This window comes from Nocardioides luteus, from assembly GCF_000960475.2.
Classification (GTDB): domain Bacteria; phylum Actinomycetota; class Actinomycetes; order Propionibacteriales; family Nocardioidaceae; genus Nocardioides; species Nocardioides luteus_A.
Genome location: NZ_JZDQ02000063.1, coordinates 1 through 15,825, shown reverse-complemented (window position 1 = coordinate 15,825; position 15,825 = coordinate 1). Strand labels below are relative to the sequence as shown.

Annotated in this window: 20 protein-coding genes; 9 read left to right on the top strand and 11 right to left on the bottom strand. The window is 68.9% G+C overall.

Annotated features, from left to right (window positions below; translation table 11 throughout):
* Positions 1-505: 505 nt before the first annotated feature.
* Positions 506-874, bottom strand: coding sequence for a VOC family protein (locus tag UG56_RS27010; protein ID WP_045551943.1), 369 nt, complete (start codon positions 872-874; stop codon positions 506-508).
* Between the two features lie 83 nt (positions 875-957).
* Between UG56_RS27010 and UG56_RS27005 the strand changes: the two genes are divergently transcribed.
* Positions 958-1,491 (top strand): TetR-like C-terminal domain-containing protein, encoded by a 534-nt coding sequence (locus UG56_RS27005; RefSeq protein ID WP_177191562.1) that lies wholly within the window; start codon positions 958-960, stop codon positions 1,489-1,491.
* Between the two features lie 13 nt (positions 1,492-1,504).
* Here the strand turns inward: UG56_RS27005 and UG56_RS27000 are convergent, their stop codons facing one another.
* Together UG56_RS27000 and UG56_RS26995 are read right to left on the bottom strand one after the other, a co-directional pair.
* A complete protein-coding gene (locus UG56_RS27000; RefSeq protein WP_045551945.1) occupies positions 1,505-1,900 on the bottom strand; it encodes a TIGR03618 family F420-dependent PPOX class oxidoreductase in 396 nt (131 codons plus the stop codon).
* A 25-nt stretch (positions 1,901-1,925) separates the two neighbouring features.
* Positions 1,926-2,516 carry a dihydrofolate reductase family protein gene (locus UG56_RS26995; RefSeq protein WP_045551946.1) on the bottom strand — a complete coding sequence of 197 codons (591 nt, stop codon included), beginning with the start codon at positions 2,514-2,516 and terminating at the stop codon, positions 1,926-1,928.
* A 93-nt stretch (positions 2,517-2,609) separates the two neighbouring features.
* Between UG56_RS26995 and UG56_RS26990 the strand changes: the two genes are divergently transcribed.
* Positions 2,610-3,080, top strand: coding sequence for a winged helix-turn-helix transcriptional regulator (locus tag UG56_RS26990; RefSeq protein ID WP_045551947.1), 471 nt, complete (start codon positions 2,610-2,612; stop codon positions 3,078-3,080).
* Here the strand turns inward: UG56_RS26990 and UG56_RS26985 are convergent.
* Entirely contained in the window at positions 3,069-3,446 is a 378-nt protein-coding gene (locus UG56_RS26985) for a winged helix-turn-helix transcriptional regulator (RefSeq protein WP_045551948.1), read from the bottom strand. The two genes, UG56_RS26990 and UG56_RS26985, sit on opposite strands and share 12 nt — an antisense overlap.
* A 90-nt stretch (positions 3,447-3,536) precedes the next feature.
* On the opposite strand from UG56_RS26985, the gene UG56_RS26980 reads away from it, so the two are divergent.
* Positions 3,537-4,382 carry an NmrA family NAD(P)-binding protein gene (locus tag UG56_RS26980; RefSeq protein ID WP_071327364.1) on the top strand — a complete coding sequence of 282 codons (846 nt, stop codon included), beginning with the start codon at positions 3,537-3,539 and terminating at the stop codon, positions 4,380-4,382.
* Positions 4,383-4,384: 2 nt separating this feature from the next.
* Here UG56_RS26980 and UG56_RS26975 read toward each other — a convergent pair whose 3' ends face one another.
* Positions 4,385-4,876 carry a GNAT family N-acetyltransferase gene (locus UG56_RS26975; protein ID WP_045549219.1) on the bottom strand — a complete coding sequence of 164 codons (492 nt, stop codon included), beginning with the start codon at positions 4,874-4,876 and terminating at the stop codon, positions 4,385-4,387.
* 123 nt (positions 4,877-4,999) lie between these two features.
* On the opposite strand from UG56_RS26975, the gene UG56_RS26970 reads away from it, so the two are divergent.
* On the top strand, positions 5,000-6,577 hold the full coding sequence (locus tag UG56_RS26970; protein ID WP_045549220.1) for a flavin monoamine oxidase family protein: 1,578 nt from the start codon (positions 5,000-5,002) through the stop codon (positions 6,575-6,577).
* 26 nt (positions 6,578-6,603) lie between these two features.
* Positions 6,604-7,233 carry a Rid family hydrolase gene (locus UG56_RS26965; protein ID WP_256206924.1) on the top strand — a complete coding sequence of 210 codons (630 nt, stop codon included), beginning with the start codon at positions 6,604-6,606 and terminating at the stop codon, positions 7,231-7,233.
* 71 nt (positions 7,234-7,304) lie between these two features.
* Here the strand turns inward: UG56_RS26965 and UG56_RS26960 are convergent, their stop codons facing one another.
* Positions 7,305-7,523, bottom strand: a complete 219-nt coding sequence (locus UG56_RS26960; RefSeq protein ID WP_040754833.1) for a hypothetical protein — start codon at positions 7,521-7,523, stop codon at positions 7,305-7,307.
* A gap of 72 nt (positions 7,524-7,595) precedes the next feature.
* Complete coding sequence (locus tag UG56_RS26955; RefSeq protein ID WP_218145303.1) at positions 7,596-9,008, bottom strand: flavin-containing monooxygenase; 1,413 nt, start codon at positions 9,006-9,008, stop codon at positions 7,596-7,598.
* 147 nt (positions 9,009-9,155) lie between these two features.
* Between UG56_RS26955 and UG56_RS26950 the strand changes: the two genes are divergently transcribed.
* Both UG56_RS26950 and bfr read left to right on the top strand, forming a co-directional pair.
* A complete protein-coding gene (locus tag UG56_RS26950) occupies positions 9,156-9,359 on the top strand; it encodes a (2Fe-2S)-binding protein (RefSeq protein WP_045549222.1) in 204 nt (67 codons plus the stop codon).
* An 87-nt stretch (positions 9,360-9,446) separates the two neighbouring features.
* Positions 9,447-9,935: a bacterioferritin gene (gene bfr / locus UG56_RS26945; protein WP_045549223.1), complete on the top strand. Its 489-nt coding sequence runs from the start codon at positions 9,447-9,449 to the stop codon at positions 9,933-9,935.
* A 27-nt stretch (positions 9,936-9,962) separates the two neighbouring features.
* Here the strand turns inward: bfr and UG56_RS26940 are convergent, their stop codons facing one another.
* The 4 genes from UG56_RS26940 to UG56_RS26925 all read right to left on the bottom strand — a co-directional run bounded on the left by UG56_RS26940 (position 9,963) and on the right by UG56_RS26925 (position 13,459).
* Entirely contained in the window at positions 9,963-10,349 is a 387-nt protein-coding gene (locus UG56_RS26940; RefSeq protein ID WP_045549245.1) for a VOC family protein, read from the bottom strand.
* 10 nt (positions 10,350-10,359) lie between these two features.
* Positions 10,360-10,950, bottom strand: coding sequence for a hypothetical protein (locus UG56_RS26935; protein WP_045549224.1), 591 nt, complete (start codon positions 10,948-10,950; stop codon positions 10,360-10,362).
* A 135-nt stretch (positions 10,951-11,085) separates the two neighbouring features.
* The gene (gene glpK / locus UG56_RS26930) at positions 11,086-12,603 is read right to left on the bottom strand and encodes a glycerol kinase GlpK (protein ID WP_045549225.1); all 1,518 of its coding nucleotides are present in this window, start codon (positions 12,601-12,603) and stop codon (positions 11,086-11,088) included.
* A gap of 40 nt (positions 12,604-12,643) precedes the next feature.
* A complete protein-coding gene (locus tag UG56_RS26925) occupies positions 12,644-13,459 on the bottom strand; it encodes an MIP/aquaporin family protein (RefSeq protein ID WP_045549226.1) in 816 nt (271 codons plus the stop codon).
* 180 nt (positions 13,460-13,639) lie between these two features.
* Here UG56_RS26925 and UG56_RS26920 point away from each other — a divergent pair, with 180 nt between their 5' ends.
* Together UG56_RS26920 and glpK (UG56_RS26915) are read left to right on the top strand one after the other, a co-directional pair.
* On the top strand, positions 13,640-14,410 hold the full coding sequence (locus UG56_RS26920) for an IclR family transcriptional regulator (protein ID WP_045549227.1): 771 nt from the start codon (positions 13,640-13,642) through the stop codon (positions 14,408-14,410).
* A partial coding sequence (gene glpK, locus UG56_RS26915) for a glycerol kinase GlpK (protein ID WP_071327365.1) occupies positions 14,407-15,825 on the top strand: 1,419 nt, incomplete at its 3' end. The genes UG56_RS26920 and glpK (UG56_RS26915), both read left to right, overlap by 4 nt.

Sequence of the window (15,825 nt, the reverse complement as noted above, 5' to 3'; positions counted from 1 at the left end):
CTGTTTCTCTGCCTTGTCTAACCAGACTTTAGCGGAGTGTTCCTCGCTTTCGCAATTCGGCGCATTCCGCGCTTTCCTGCTCAAACTCGAAGCATTATCGCCTCAGTCCTGGAGGACTTTATCGGATCCCGCTTTCACCACCAATTCGGCGAATTCACACCGCATTCGGATAAAAGCAATATCCACACCAACACAGCCATGACGATCCGACGTGAATCAGATCTTGTCCTGCTGCAAGTCCTGAGACCCGCTGCCAGAACACCCTGGATCGAGCGATGCTCGAAGAGTGGAGGTGGCCGCTCCGGGGCCGGAAGCCCGCCCGAAGACTCGCGCTTGCTTCCCGCCGCACCCTGGCGACTCGGAGAACACTACACACACCCTGACGCCGTTTCAAATCGCCAGGGCAACTTTTTTCGTGCGATGTTCTGGCCCCCACTGTAGACCCCCGGGACAAGGCCCGTGGCCCGTTTGCCGGAGCCGGCACCAGGGGCCTCGTACCCGCTGGTCAGGCGGGCGTGAAGAGCTCGACCGGGTTGCCGGCCGGGTCCTCGATCACCGCCTGGGCTCCGCCCCGGCCGTCGATGCGGCTGGTGCGTACCCGAGCCCCTGCGTCGCTCAGACGCCGGAGCTCCTCGTCGATGTCGGACACCTCGAGCTGGATGCGGCTCCAACCACCAGGGCTGGGCGCGGTCCCGTCATCGGCCGACTGTCCGGCGCCGCCAGCACCAGGAGTGTTCAGCATCAGCCTCAGCCCGTGCCCCTCGAGCATGGCGAACCCGCCGGCTCTCGGACCGACGTCCTCGAACCCGAGCTCACGGTAGAAGGCGACGGCGGCGGGAACGTCGTCGACGATGTAGCGGAATCCGGGAATCATCTGCTTCTCCTTTCTGCAACACCACTGTTGCATAGTAGGCTCCACACATGGCTTCTCGTCAAGGGCGAACAGACCCTCGGGTGGTGCGCAGCCGGGAGCGAGTGCTCGAGGCGGCGCTCGCGGAGCTCGCCGAGCGGGGATACGGCGGTTTCAGCATCGACGGCGTCGCCACTCGTGCCGGGGTGGCCCGGAGCACGATCTACCGGCTCGGCCACGATCGGCTCAGCCTGGTCGCGGCAGCCATGGAGACGCTCAACGTGCAGCCACGCCCGGAGGCGGGCGGACAGGACCCTCGCGCCGATGTGGTCGCGATCGTCGAGCATCTCGCCACCGCGATGCAGTCCTCGTTGATGTCCGACTGCCTCCCCGCCGTCCTCGACGGCGCCGAGCGGGACCCCGGGCTGCGGGAGCTGCACCACCGTTACAGCACTGAGCGGCGTACGCGGTTGGTCGATGCCCTCACCCGGCTGCAGGAGTCGGGACATCCTGTCGGCGACCCGGAGCGGGCCGCGGAGGCGCTGGCGGGGGCGGTGTTCTACCGGCGGCTGATGACGCCGGCCCCGCTGCGTACGGACGAGGTCGAAGGGTTGGTGGCGACCGTCCTCGGGGAGCGGTGAGCCGGAGGAGGGATCAGCCGAGACCGATGTGCTGGTGGTCGAGCTCGATCAGCGCGACGGCGCGGTCGCCGAAGGCGTCGACCTCGCGGGTGTAGGGCCCGCCGGTGTATCGGGTGGCGATCTCGTCGATGATCTCCCAGCGGCTCTCGTCCTCGACCCAGCCGACGACGCGGCCGCGCAGGATGACCGGCATGTAGTCGTTCTCCGGCGGGGCCAGGGAGAGCGCGATGCGCGGGTCGGCCTGGAGGTTGCGGTACTTGCGGCCGCGGTTGCCGGTGAGGAAGACGACGTGGTCGCCGTGGGTGCCGGTCCAGACCGGGGAGGTGCGCGGGGCGCCGTCGGGTCCGATGGTGGCGACATGGGCCAGGTTGGTGCCCTCGAGGAAGGGGCGTACGTCGGGGTTGATCATCGGTTCTTCTCCTTGGCTGCGGTGGTCAGCGGATGACGCGGTAGTGGAGGTGGGTGACGCCGGGGGCGGGGACGACGTCGACGATCTCGAGCGAGATGTGCGCGGGGAGCTCGTTGAAGAAGCGGCGGCCGGCGCCGAGGAGGACCGGGACCTGGTGGAGCACGATCTCGTCGACGAGCCCGGCCTCCAGCGCCGCGGTCACGACGCCGCCTCCCATCAGGCCGACGTCCTTCCCGCCCGCCTGTTCCTTGGCGACGGCGATCGCGTCCTCGATGGTGGTGGCGAAGGTCTGGCGGTCGTGCGTCGCCGGGGCGGGGCGATGGGAGAGGACGACCAGCGGAGCCGTGGGGTGCGGGGCTCCGCCCTGGTCCCAGCCGGAGTCGTCGTAGGTGTTGCGGCCGGCGAGGCTGACGCCGTCGCGGGTGGCGAGCGCATCGAAGACGCGGGCGCTCGGCTCGGAGAGCTTGAAGCCGTCGAAGACCTGGCTGGGGGTGTCGCCGTCGAAGTACCAGTCGAAGAGGACACCACCGTCGCCCAGGCCCCGACCCGGGCCCGGGTCCCGTCCGGTGATGAAGCCGTCGACGGAGACCGAGAGTGCTGCCAGGACCTTGCTCATGATCGCTCCCTGAAGGTTGGAGTTTCTTGAAGAGACTCTGCGACCGTAGCACTCAGAGTTCCCTCAGGGAACCCCAAATGGTAGATTCGGGGCATGCAACGTACGAACTTCGCCGAGATGGCGTGCTCGATCGCGCGGACGCTCGATGTGATCGGGGAGCCGTGGTCGCCTCTCGTGCTGCGCGACATCTGGGTCGGGATGAACCGGTTCGACCAGATCCAGGCGGATCTCGGGATCTCGCGGAAGGTGCTCACCGAACGGCTCGGGCACCTGGTCGAGCACGGGGTGCTGGAGAAGCAGGCCTACGACAACCGGCCGCGCTATGAGTACGTGCTGACAGAGAAGGGGCGCGAGCTGGTCGACGTCCTGATGGTGATGGTCGGCTGGGGCGACAAGTGGCTCGCCGGAGAGGCCGGGCCGCCCGTTCTCTACCGGCACCATGCGTGCGGGGAGATCGCGCGGGTCGATCTGCGGTGCTCCCAGTGTGGCGAGCCGATGCACGCCGACGACGTCGAGGTGCTGCCCGGACCGGGAGCTGCGCCGCAGCCGGCGTCAGCGGGGTAGCGGACCGGTGTAGGCCTCCCGCGCCTTCTCCACCGACGACATGTTGGTCTCGGACCAGGTGCCGACGGCGGCGAAGACCGGCTGGAGGCTGCGGCCGAGGTCGGTGATGTCGTACTCCACCCGTGGCGGGACCTCGGCGTGGTAGCGGCGCTCGACGAGGCCGTCGCGCTCGAGCTGGCGGAGCCGCTGGGTCAGCACCTTCGAGGAGATCGTGCCCAGGCGGCGCTCCAGCTCCACGAAGCGCTGGGTGCCGAACTCGTGCAGGGCCCACAGGATCGGGGTGGTCCACCGGCTGAAGATCAGCTCCACCGCCGGGGTGATCGGGCAGGCAGCCACCGGCTCGCCGGTGCTCGGACGCCAGGTCATGTCGCTCCAATACTTACCTTGGGGAACCCACTGTATCGAGGGATCTAACGTCTGTCTCCATCAGATCCCACGGATGAATGGAGACCCTCGATGATCGTCATCACCGGAGCGACGGGGAACGTCGGACGCCCGCTCGTCGAGCTGCTGGCCGACGCCGGGCACGCCGTCACCGCCGTCTCGCGCGCGCAGTCGGCACCGCTGCCGACGCGGCCCGGAGTCGTCACCGCGGCGGCCGACCTCGCCGACGTCGCGACGCTGGCCCCCGCCCTCGCCGGCGCCGACGCCTTGTTCCTTCTCGTCAGTGGTGCCGGCGCCCATGTCGACGGACCGGCACTGATGAAGCATGCGGAGGCGGCAGGCGTACGCCGGGTCGTGCTGCAGTCGTCCCAGGCCGTCGGCACCCGGCCGGGCACGCCGTCGCACGCGCCGCTCGTCGAGCTCGAGGACGCGGTGCGGGGCTCGGCGATGGAGTGGACGATCCTGCGTCCGGGCGGTTTCGCGAGCAACGCGCTCGCCTGGGTGCCGATGGTCCAGGAGACGAACACCGTCCACGCACCCTTCGGCGACGTCGCGCTTCCCGTGGTCGACCCGCTCGACATCGCCGAGGTCGCCGCGGTGGTCCTGACCGAGGACGGTCATGCCGGGAGGACGTACGAGATCACCGGGCCGGTCGCGATCACACCTCGCGAGCAGGTCGCAGAGATCGCGGCGGCGACCGGACGACCACTCGAGTTCGTCGAGCTGACGCCGGAGGATGCGCTGCGCCAGATGGCGACGTTCATGCCGTCGGCCGTCGCCGAGGGGACGCTCGCGATCCTCGGGAACCCGACCGACGCCGAGCAGGCGATCAGCCCGCACGTCGAGGAGCTGCTCGGCAGGCCGGCGCGCGGGTTCGGGGAGTGGGCGGAGCGGTTCGCCGCTGCGTACGGGGCCTGAGATCAGAGGCCGGCGGCGCCGAGCTCCTTCAGCTCGGCGCCGTCGATGCGGTGGACCTCCCACTCGTCCTGCGGGACCGAGCCGAGGGAGCGGTAGAAGGCGATCGACGGCTCGTTCCACTTCAGCACCCACCACTCCAGGCGGCGCCAGTCGTTCTCGACGCAGATCTCGGCGAGGCGTACGAGCAGGGCCTTGCCGGCGCCGGCGCCGCGGTGGGCGGGGTCGACGAAGAGGTCCTCGAGCCAGATGCCGTTGCGGCCGGTCCAGGTGGAGAAGGTGACGTACCAGACCGCGATGCCGATGACCGTGCCGGCGCTCTCGGCGATGAGGCAGTGGGTGGTCGGGCTGCCCGACTCGGGGAAGAGCGCCGTGGTGAAGTCGGCCTCCGTGGCCTCGACCGCGTCGGGCTCCTTCTCGTAGACGGCCAGGGCGTGGACGAGGCGGAGGATCTCGGGTACGTCGGCGGGCACTGCATCGCGGATGGTGACGGTCACGGTGCCGATCCTAGGGCTACTGGCGAGTTGGGGAACACGTGTTCTAGCGAGACACGGTCGCAATGGCGGTGCAACAAACGCTCTTTACCTTGCGGGGTGCCTCCCAACAGATTGGAACCCCACATGACTCAGTCACGTCGGAACTTCCTGCGCAACGTCGGCCTCGCCGGCGGAGCAGGCGTCATGTTGCACAGCATGGGTGCTCTCGGACTCACCTCGGCGCACGCCGCGGAGACGCCCGCCTTCACTCCTCCCCAACCCTCGGACCTCGCCCGGGCCGGCAGCAAGTCGGTCGTCATCCTCGGCGGCGGCATCGCCGGGCTGACCGCGGCGTACGAGCTGCTCAAGGGCGGCTACAAGGTCACCGTGCTCGAGGGCCGCGACCGGCCCGGTGGCCGCAACTTCACCGTGCGCGGCGGCACCCGGGTGACCGATCTGAAGGGGGTCACCCAGGTCGCCGGGTTCTCCCGGGGTCAGTACATGAACGCGGGGCCCGGCCGGCTGCCGCAGAGCCACATCACGCTCGACTACTGCAAGGAGCTCGGCGTCCCGATCGAGGCGTTCACCAACCAGAACGCCAACGCACTGCTCTACTACCCCGGCGACCACGGAATCGGGGCGGTGCAGATGCGCCAGGCGAAGGCCGACACGTACGGCTATGTCTCCGAGCTGCTCGCGAAGGCGACCGACAAGGGCGCCCTCGACGAGGAGCTGACCGCCGACGACAAGGAGGCGCTGATCGCGTTCCTGCGCAGCTTCGGGGACATCGGCACCAAGGAGGAGGGGTACGCCTACACCGGATCCAGCCGCGCGGGCTACACCGTCGAGCCGGGTGCGGGCCAGGAGTCCGGCACCGAGGTGGCGCCGCACGCGATGAGCGCTGTGCTGGCCGCGGGCCTGGGACAGTACTTCTCCTTCGAGTTCGGCTACGACCAGGCGATGATGATGTATCAGCCGGTGGGCGGCATGGACGCGATCCCGTACGCCTTCGCCAAGGCCGTCGGGGCGAAGAACATCCGCTACGGGGCCGAGGTCGTCGAGTGGAAGAACACCTCGACCGGCGTCTCGGTGGCCTACAAGGCTCGCGGCAGGACCGAGCTCATCGAGGCGGACTTCGCGATCAACTGCATGCCACCGCAGATCGCGGCCAAGATCCCGCACAACCTCGGCGACGACATCACCGCGAGCCTGAAGTCCTTCGGGCCCTCCAACGCCGGCAAGATCGGGATCGAGTACGACCGTCGCTGGTGGGAGGAGGACTTCCGGATCTACGGCGGGATCACGAACACCCGGCTCGACCTGCGCAACATGTGGCACCCGTCGTACGGGTTCCACGGGGACAAGGGCACGATGATCGGCTACTACAACACCGGTAGCGCGGCCGACACCTACGGCGCGCTCACCCCGGCCCAGCGGCTCTCGCGTGCGGTGGACATGGGCAAGCAGATCTTCGGGGACGTCTACGGCGAGGGGATCACCGCCTCCTACAGCCAGGACTGGAAGTCGCAGAAGTTCTCCGAGGGAGCGTGGGCCTACTCGACGACGGCGGACACCGATCCGCTCTACACCCGGCTGCTGGACGCCACCGGCAACACCTACTTCGCCGGCGACCACCTCAGCCACGCGGTCGCGTGGCAGCACGGTGCGATCACGGCTGCCCGGGCAGCCGTCGAGAAGCTGCACGCGCGGGTGACGGCATGATGTCGCCGCGTACGAAGGTGGTGGCTGTGGTCGGGTTGACCGCAGCCCTGGTCGCTCCCACCGCGGCGGTGGCCGGGAGCACCTGGTCGCCGTTCCCGCCGCGTGGTGGGGAGACGGTCTCGGTGCTGCCGGCCGGTCAGGACAACCCGTCGATCGCCAACGGTGTCGCGATCGGGCCGGCGGCCGCGATCTACAAGACCAGCGGGCTCGGTCCGTCCCGGCTCAACACCGGCGCGAGCGGCGAGCTGGGCTACATCGACACCGAGGTGTTCCCGGGTGGCCAGCTGCCGCCGGGCGTGACCATCACCGAGGCGCAGGGGATCAACGCGCTGCGGCGGATCGGGGAGAACCTCGAGGCGGCCGGGCTCTCCTACGAGGACGTGATCACGATGCGGGTCTTCCTGCAGAACCCCGCGGGCGAGGCGAAGATGGACTTCGCGGGCTGGAACCGGGCCTATCGGCAGTTCTTCGCGAACACGTCGGTCTCGACCGGGGAGGTCATCCCGGTGCCGCTGGGCACCGCTGCGCCGGCGGCTCCGATGGTCGTCAACCCGGCTCGTCCCTCACGGTTCGCGCTCGAGATCGAGAACCTGCCGGTGGACGGGTGGCTCGTCGAGGTGGAGGTCGACGCCGCTTACCCGGTGAAGAAGAAGTAGGCCTCGGACACAGAGATCGCCCTCCTCGAGCAGTGCTCGGGGAGGGCGATCTCTTTCAGCTCAGACGGTGGTCAGAGCTTGGCAAGCTTGGGGAAGGGGCTGGGAATGCGAACCAGCTGGGGACCGAAGTCGACAGTGACTGCGGCCGTTTCCTTGTTGACGACCCGACCCAGGCCGAATGAGTCATGGGAGACGAGGTCTCCGGACTCGAACTGCTCAATGACCGGCTCGGGATCAGTCTTGAACGGACTCGCGGCGAAGTGTCGCCGCCGGGGGGTTGAGGTAGTCATCCCTTCGAGTATGTGGCCTACCACACGGATAAGGGAATGCACAGCTTGGTCACAATGGCCCATCAGATCGTTTCAGGCGGGCGTGTAGTCGGCCTTGTCGTAGCTGGCGCTGCGGCGGTAGCGGGCCGAGATGCTGGGCCAGTTGGTGGTGATGCGGCCGTTCTTCTCGCGGTACCACGACGTGCATCTGCTCCAGACGCTGTCGGCCAGCTTCTCCTGGATCCGGGCGTCGTACGCCTCCTCGACCTCCGCCCGGACCTCGAGCGGACCGGCCTCGGCGATGTGATCGGCGTAGCGGCCCAGATAGCGGGCCTGGGTCTCCAGGAAGAAGATGATCGAGCCGCCGCCGGTGTTGGTGTTGGGGCCGTACATGATCAACAGGTTGGGGAAGCCGGGGACGGTCATGCCGTGGTAGGCGTGGGCACCGTCCTTCCAGTGGGTGTGCAGGTCGCGGCCCTGCGTGCCGGTGATAGTCATCGGGGCGAGGAAGTCGGTGGCCTTGAACCCGGTGCCCCAGATGATCACGTCGGCCTCGTGGTGCCGGCCGTCCACGGTAGTGACGCCCGTCGGGCTGATCTCGGTGATGTCGGTGGTGATCACGTCGACGTTGGGCTGAGCGAGGGCCGGCAGGTAGTCGTCGGCGAAGAGGACGCGCTTGCAGCCGAACGGGTAGTCGGGCCAGACCTTCTCGAAGAGGCCCGGCTTGGCGGCGGTCTGCGCCTGCATGTGCCGCTTGGACCAGGTGCGCATGACCGCGGAGAGCGGCTTGATGTGGAAGGTCGTCGTCAGCCACTCGGCCTGCGTCCAGATCTTCGCGCGATCGAGGAGCTGCGGGATCGGGTGGGCGGGGTCGGTGCGCTCGAAGTCCTTGCGCGGGACGATGTAGGGCGCCGAGCGCTGGAAGACGAGCACCCTCGCCGCGTCCTTCCGCACCTCGGGCACGAACTGGATCGCGCTCGCCCCGGTGCCGATCACCGCGACCCGCTTGCCGGTGAGGCTGAGATCGTGGTTCCACTCGGCGGAGTGGAACGCCTCTCCGCAGAACGTGTCGGCGCCGGGGATGCTCGGGATCGAGGGACGCGAGAGCTGACCGACCGCGGGGACGAACAGGTCGACCGTCTCGGTCTTTCCCGTGCTGAGCCCGAGCCGCCAGGTCTTCGTCTCGTCGTCCCACCTGGCGGCGGTCACCTCGGTGTGGAAGCGGATGTGGCGGCGTACGTCGTACTTGTCGACGACCTTGTGGATGTAGTCGAGGATCGCGGGCTGGCGGGAGAACTTGTGGGGCCAGTGCGGGTTGGGCTCGAAGGAGAACGAGTAGAGGCTGGAGGGTACGTCGCAGGCGGCGCCCGGGTAGGTGTTCTCCCGCCAGACGCCGCCGACGTCACCGGCCTTCTCGAATACCACGATGTCGTCGTGGCCGCGCTTCTTGAGCTCGATCGTGGCGGCCAGCCCGCCGAAGCCGGTGCCGATGACTGCGATGCGCAAGGGATCCTCCGAGGGCCGGGAGCAAGAGTGTGACGTGGACCATACCGGGAGAATGTGAATCTGCGCGCGGGCCCGTCCGAACGGGGAGAAAGGTAAGAACTGAGACGTCCACTCGTCATCACGCTTAGGGTCGGCTAACCTAATCTCATGATCGTCTGCCAGTGCCGAGTCGTCACGGACCGTGACGTCGACGCCGCGCTGGCCGACGGGGCGCGTACGGTCAGCGCGATCTGCCGCTCGACGGGCGCCGCCCAGGACTGCGGCGCCTGCATCTTCTCGGTGAAGAAGCTGGTCACCCAGCACCTCGAGCACGAGTGCTCTCACCTCGTCGCCGACGGCGCAGCCAGCTGACGCAACCGGTCACAAACTGAGTCTGTCCTCACTCCCGGGGCGACGTGCAAGTATCGGGGACAGATCCCGTCACCGGAGGTGCGTCACATGCAGCCAGTCGATCCACGCGTCGTCGAGCTCCTCAACGAGGCGCTCACGTTCGAGCTCACGGTCACCAACACCTACTTCCTGCACGCCCGGATGCTCGACAACTGGGGTCTGCCCAAGCTCGGGAAGGTCTTCTACGACCTCTCCATCGACGAGATGCGCGACGCCGACGACATCATCAACCGGATCCTGCTGTTCGACGGCCACCCGAACGTGCAGCGGCTCAACGCCATCCAGGTCGGCGAGACCGCCGAGGAGATGCTCTCCCTCGCCCTGGCGAGCGAGCGCGCCGCGGTCGCCCAGTTCAACGCCGGCGCCGAGGAGTGCCACCAGCTCGGCGACCACGGCACCGCTGCCGTCTTCGAGGAGATGGTCCGCGACGAGGAGAAGCACGCCGACTGGTTCGAGTCGCAGCTCGACGCCATCGACCGGGTCGGGCTCCAGGCCTACCTGGCTCAGCACGTCGGCGCGGGCGAGGGACCCGGCTGAGTCAGCCGGGCCCCGTGCCGCTCGACGTCAGGCGGGCACCATGTCGTCGATGCAGAGGATGTTGTCCTCGCTGTCCTTGAACCAGGCCGCGTGCCCGGCGTCGCCCATCCCGGCGACATCGCCGTCCCAGGTGACCCCGGGCATGTCGTAGTGCTCGAAGCTGATGCCCTTGGTGCCCAGGTCGTCGACCTCCTTGCGGACGTCGGCCACGTGGAACTGAGCGATCGTGTGGCCGGCCTTGCCGGCCTGATCGGTCTCGTAGAGGTGGAAGGACGTCCCGCCCGCCGTCGTGTAGAACAGCCCGCCCGGGTTCTCGTCGGTGGGCTCGAGGCCGAGCTTGTCCGCGTAGAAGCGGCGAGCCCGCTCGAGGTCGGCGGCCGGGATGTTCGCCATCACCTTGCTGTCGGTCAGCATCACGGCCCCCTCAGGCGCTCTCGAACCACGGGTGGTGGAGGTCGTAGAAGGTCGCACCCTTCATCGCGTAGTCGAGCTCGCGGCGTACGTCCTCCGGGGGCTCGAGCTGCTCGCCCTTGCGCGCCGCGTCCTCGCTGGTGAACGCGACGGTCTCGACGAAGCTGCCGTCCTCCTCGATCGCTAGGGTGCCACCGAGGATCTCCGGGCGCATCTCGTGCAGCTGGGTGGTGTCGGCCAGCATCGCCTTGAGTCGGCTCGGGTCGTCGACCTTGCCGCGGATGATCTGCACGAACCCGGCGTCGTCGGAGCCGCCGTCGAAGAGCAGCGTGACGTCGTCGCAGTCGTGGAACTCCATCGGCCCGTCCATGATCTCCGCCATCTTCGCGGCCCACTCGCCCTGCTCGGGGCGGTCGGAGTTGGCCATCGCCATCTCCCGGGACTCGAAGCGGACCACCCCGATGAGCTGGTTGTCGTCGGTGAACCCGTAGGTGCCGCCGAGCCACCCGTTCGCGCCCGGAGCCAGGTCGCGCCGCCACTCGTCGAGCAACTGGTGAGCCTCGTCCTGCCGGGTACAGGGGCCCTGGATCATCTGGATGAACATTGCTGCCTCCTCGGTCGTCGGTGTGCCAACGGACCGGTCGAGGCAGATCCTGGGCCCCGGCCGGGCCCACTCGCAACGTACGTCCGACCGGGTGCCCCGCACATACCCCAAACGGGGCGTTTTCAAACGACGCCGTCAGTCGACGTCGACCCAGTTCAGGGTGCGGTCGACGGCCTTGCGCCAGCCCGCGTAGCCGGCCTCGCGCTGCTCCTCGCTCCAGGCCGGCTTCCAGCGCTTGGACTCGTTCCAGTTCTGGCGCAGCTCGTCGGTGTCCTTCCAGAAGCCGACCGCGAGCCCGGCGGCGTAGGCGGCTCCGAGGGCCGTCGTCTCGGCCACCACCGGACGGCTGACCTCGACGCCCAGGACGTCAGCCTGGATCTGCATGCACAGCTCGTTGACGGTGACACCGCCGTCGACCTTGAGGACCTCGAGGCGTACGCCGGAGTCCTTCTCCATCGCGTCGGCGACGTCGCGGCTCTGGTAGCAGATCGACTCGAGGGTCGCCCGGGCGATGTGGCCGCTGGTGTTGAACCGGGACAGGCCGACGATCACGCCGCGGGCGTCGGAGCGCCAGTAGGGGGCGAAGAGACCGGAGAAGGCGGGCACGAAGTAGACCCCGCCGTTGTCCTCGACCTCCCTGGCCAGCGTCTCGGACTGGGCGGCGTTGCTGATCACCCGGAGCTGGTCGCGCAGCCACTGCACCGCGGAGCCGGTGACGGCGATCGAGCCCTCCAGGGCGTACGTCGGGGGCTGGTCGCCGAACTGGTAGCAGACCGTGGTGAGGAGGCCGTTCTCGGAGCGGACGAGCTCCTGGCCGGTGTTGAGGAGGAGGAAGTTGCCGGTGCCGTAGGTGTTCTTGGCCTCGCCCGCGTCCAGGCAGACCTGGCCGACCATGGCCGCCTGCTGGTCGCCGAGGATGCCGGTGATCGGGATCTCGCCCTTGAGAGGTCCGTGCGCGAGCGTGGTGCCGTAGGCGTTGGGCTCGGAGGAGGGGCGGATCTCCGGGAGCATCTGGCGCGGGATGTCGAAGAAGCCGAGCAGCTCGTCGTCCCAGTCGAGGGTCTCGAGGTTCATCAGCATGGTGCGGCTGGCGTTGGTGACGTCGGTGACGTGTACGCCGCCATGGGGCCCGCCGGTCAGGTTCCAGACGACCCAGCTGTCGGTGGTGCCGAAGATGGCGTCGCCGGCCTCTGCCGCCTCGCGGACACCGTCGACGTTCTCCAGGATCCACTGGATCTTGCCGCCGGCGAAGTAGGTCGCGGGCGGGAGACCGGCCTTGCGGCGGATGATGTCGCCTCGTTCGTCCCGGTCGAGCGCCGAGGCGATCCGGTCGGTGCGGGTGTCCTGCCAGACGATGGCGTTGTAGTAGGGGCGCCCGGTCTTCCTGTTCCACACGACCGTGGTCTCGCGCTGGTTGGTGATGCCGAGCGCGGCGATGTCCTTGTCCGTGAGTCCCTTGCGGCCGAGCGCGGTCTGGATGACCGAGCTGGTGCGCTCCCAGATCTCCACCGGGTTGTGCTCCACCCAGCCCGCCTTCGGCATGATCTGCTCGTGCTCGAGCTGGTGGCGGGCCACCTCGTTGCCGCCGTGGTCGAAGATCATGCAACGGGTGCTGGTGGTGCCTTGGTCGACGGCTGCGACGTAGTCGGGCATGTCGTTCCTCTCGGGTTCTTGGTGTCCGGGTGATCGGTGGTCAGGCGGCGGCGGGCAGGTCGCTGGTCTCCTCAGCCTGCTCCTCGGCGGGCAGGAAGCGTGCGATCAACACCTTGTACGCTCCGGCACCGATGAGTCCACCGACGAGCGGGGCGACGATCGGGATCCAGAAGTAGAGGTCGCCGGCGGCGGTCACCCAGGCGCCGTCGTAGCCGGTGACGAAGGAGGCCAGCCGCGGCCCGAAGTCGCGGGCGGGGTTGATGGCGTAGCCGGCGTTGGCACCCCAGGCCATCCCGATCCCGACGATCACGAACGCGATCGCGATGGGCGCGAACCAGGCGATCGGGGCTGAGTTGCGGGCGTCGGTGATCGCCATGATCAGGAACAGCAGGATCGCGGTGCCGATCACCTGGTCGGCGAAGGCGGTCGTGAGGGTGACGCCGAGCGCGGCGTCGCCGTTGCCAGGGAGGGTCGAGAAGATGCCCTGGGTGGCGTGGGTGTGGCCGGGGTCGACGCTGGCGATCGCATCACCGTAGGCCGCCCGCACGATGAGGGCCCCGACGAAGGCGCCGAGGATCTGGGCGACGCTGTAGGGCAGCACCTTGCGCCACTCGAAGTCGCCGAAGACCGCCATCGCGAGGCTGACGGCCGGGTTGAGGTGGGCGCCGCTGATCCGTCCCGCGGTGTAGATGCCCAGCATCACCCCGATCCCCCAGGCCCAGGCGATCGAGTCGTGGTCGCCGAGGCCGCCGTCGCCGGTCACGACCTGCGCGACCACACCGACTCCGAAGAGGATCAGGATCATCGTCCCGGCGAACTCGGCGCTGAGCTCCCCGATGAGCTTTCTGTCTGTCATGCGCTGCTCCTGCCGTGTGGGGTTGGCGGACCTGTGCACCGTAGGGATACGTGACGGGCGTCACAACGACGCGCGTTCGGCATCGTCGAACGCACCTGTGTCTCGCCGGGTGGCACCAGGCGGTCCCCGCAACCTCGAAGTCGGGGTAGGGGATTTGTTCGGGCCCTACGCTTTTACCCGATGTCTCGGACCGTGCAATCCGTCGAGCGGGCGGCTGCGCTGCTGCGTGTGCTCTCCGCTGAGAGTGAGCCGATGCCTCTGGGCCGGCTGGCGGCCGCTGTGGGGCTGGCCAAACCGACGGTGCACGGGTTGCTGCGTACGTTGGTGGGGGCGGGGTTCGTCGACCAGGATCCGGCCACCGGGCGCTACCTGGTCGGGGCGGGGCTGCTCCATCTCGGGTCCGTGACGCTCGATCTCAACGAGCTGCGCTCGGAGACGCTCAACTGGGTGGACACGCTGGCGGCGCGTACGGGCGAGGAGGCGCGGATCGCGGCCTACCGCGACGGGGCGGCGGTGGTGGCGCACCATGTCATCCGCGCAGGGCCGGGGATGCCGGTGATGGACACCGGCCGGTCGCTGCCGCTGCATGCGACCGCCCTGGGGAAGGTCCTCGTCGCGTACGACCCCGGTGCGGCTCGCAGCATCGTCGGGCAGCGGCTGGACCGGCTGACGTTCCGGACGATCACCGACCGCTCGGCGCTGTTGCGGGCACTGGCGGACGCGCGCGACACCGGGTGGGCCGCCGCCGTCTCCGAGGCCCGGCCGGACCTGGCCGGGATCGCGGCGCCGGTGCGGGACCAGGACGGGTACGTGGTCGCGGCGGTCGGCATCGCCGGGCCGGTGGTGCGGCTGTGTGATGCGCGTGGCCTGCCTCGCCGCGATCTCGTCGAGGAGGTCGTCGGGGTCTCCCGGTCGATCTCGCGGGCGCTCGGCCATGGCCGGGCGGCATGAGCCTTCCGCGGTATGTGGCCGCGCTGGACCAGGGCACGACGTCGACCCGGTGCATGCTCTTCGACCGCGAGGGCCGGATGGTCTCGCTGGCGCAGCGGGAGCACCACCAGCACTATCCGCGCGCGGGCTGGGTCGAGCACGACCCGCTGGAGATCTGGGACATCGTCTGCCGGGTGATGCCGGAGGCGCTCGCGGATGCGGGTGCTTCCGTGGACCAGGTCGTCGGGCTCGGGATCACCAACCAGCGCGAGACCACGGTGGTGTGGGACCGGCACACCGGTCGGCCGGTCCACAACGCCATCGTGTGGCAGGACACCCGGTCGTCCGCCGTGCTGCCGGCCATCGCCGCGGACATGCCGGAGGCGGAGATCCAGGCTCGGAGCGGGCTGCCGCTGGTGACGTACTGCTCCGGGCCGAAGGTGCGCTGGCTGCTCGACTCGTCCCCGTCGTTGCGGTCGCGCGCCGAGCGCGGCGATCTGCTGTTCGGGACGATGGACTCGTGGCTGGTCTGGAACCTGACGGGCGGGGTCTCCGGCGGGGTTCATGTCACCGACGTGACCAACGCGAGCCGTACGATGCTGATGAACCTCCACACGCTCGACTGGGACCCGGATCTGCTGGCGGCGATGCGGGTGCCGCGGGCGATGCTGCCTGAGATCCGGCCCACGGTCTCCTCCTTCGGGACCACGGTCGCGCCGGTCGACGGGATCCCGCTGACCGCGGTGATCGGCGACCAGCAGGCGTCGCTCTTCGGACAGGCCGGGTTCGACCGTGGCGACGCGAAGTGCACCTTCGGCACGGGTGGTTTCCTGCTCCTCAACACCGGCACGTCGCCGGTGCGCTCGCAGCACGGGCTGATCACCACGGTGGCGCATGCGATGGAGGGTGAGCCCGCTGCCTATGCGTTGGAGGGGTCGATCGCCGTCGCCGGCTCGCTCGTGCAGTGGTTCCGCGACAGCCTCGGGCTGATCCGCTCGGCCGCGGAGATCGAGACCCAGGCACTGACCGTCGCGGACAACGGTGGCTGCTACGTCGTCCCGGCGTTCACCGGCCTGTACGCACCGCACTGGGAGCCCGATGCCCGCGGCGTGATCGTCGGGCTGACCTCGTACGTCACCAAGGCGCACCTGTGCCGCGCCGTCCTCGAGGCCACCGCCTGGCAGACCCGCGAGGTCATCGACGCGATGAACGCCGACGCCTCGGCGCCGCTGACGCGGCTGGCCGTCGACGGCGGCATGACCGCCGACAACCTGCTCATGCAGACCATCGCCGATTTCCTCGACATCCCCGTCGTACGTCCGATGGTGGCCGAGACGGTCTCCCGCGGCGCCGCCTACGCCGCCGGGCTCGGGGCCGGCTACTGGCCCGACCGGCAGGTTCTGCGGAGACACTGGCGACGGGCCGCCGAGTGGCGG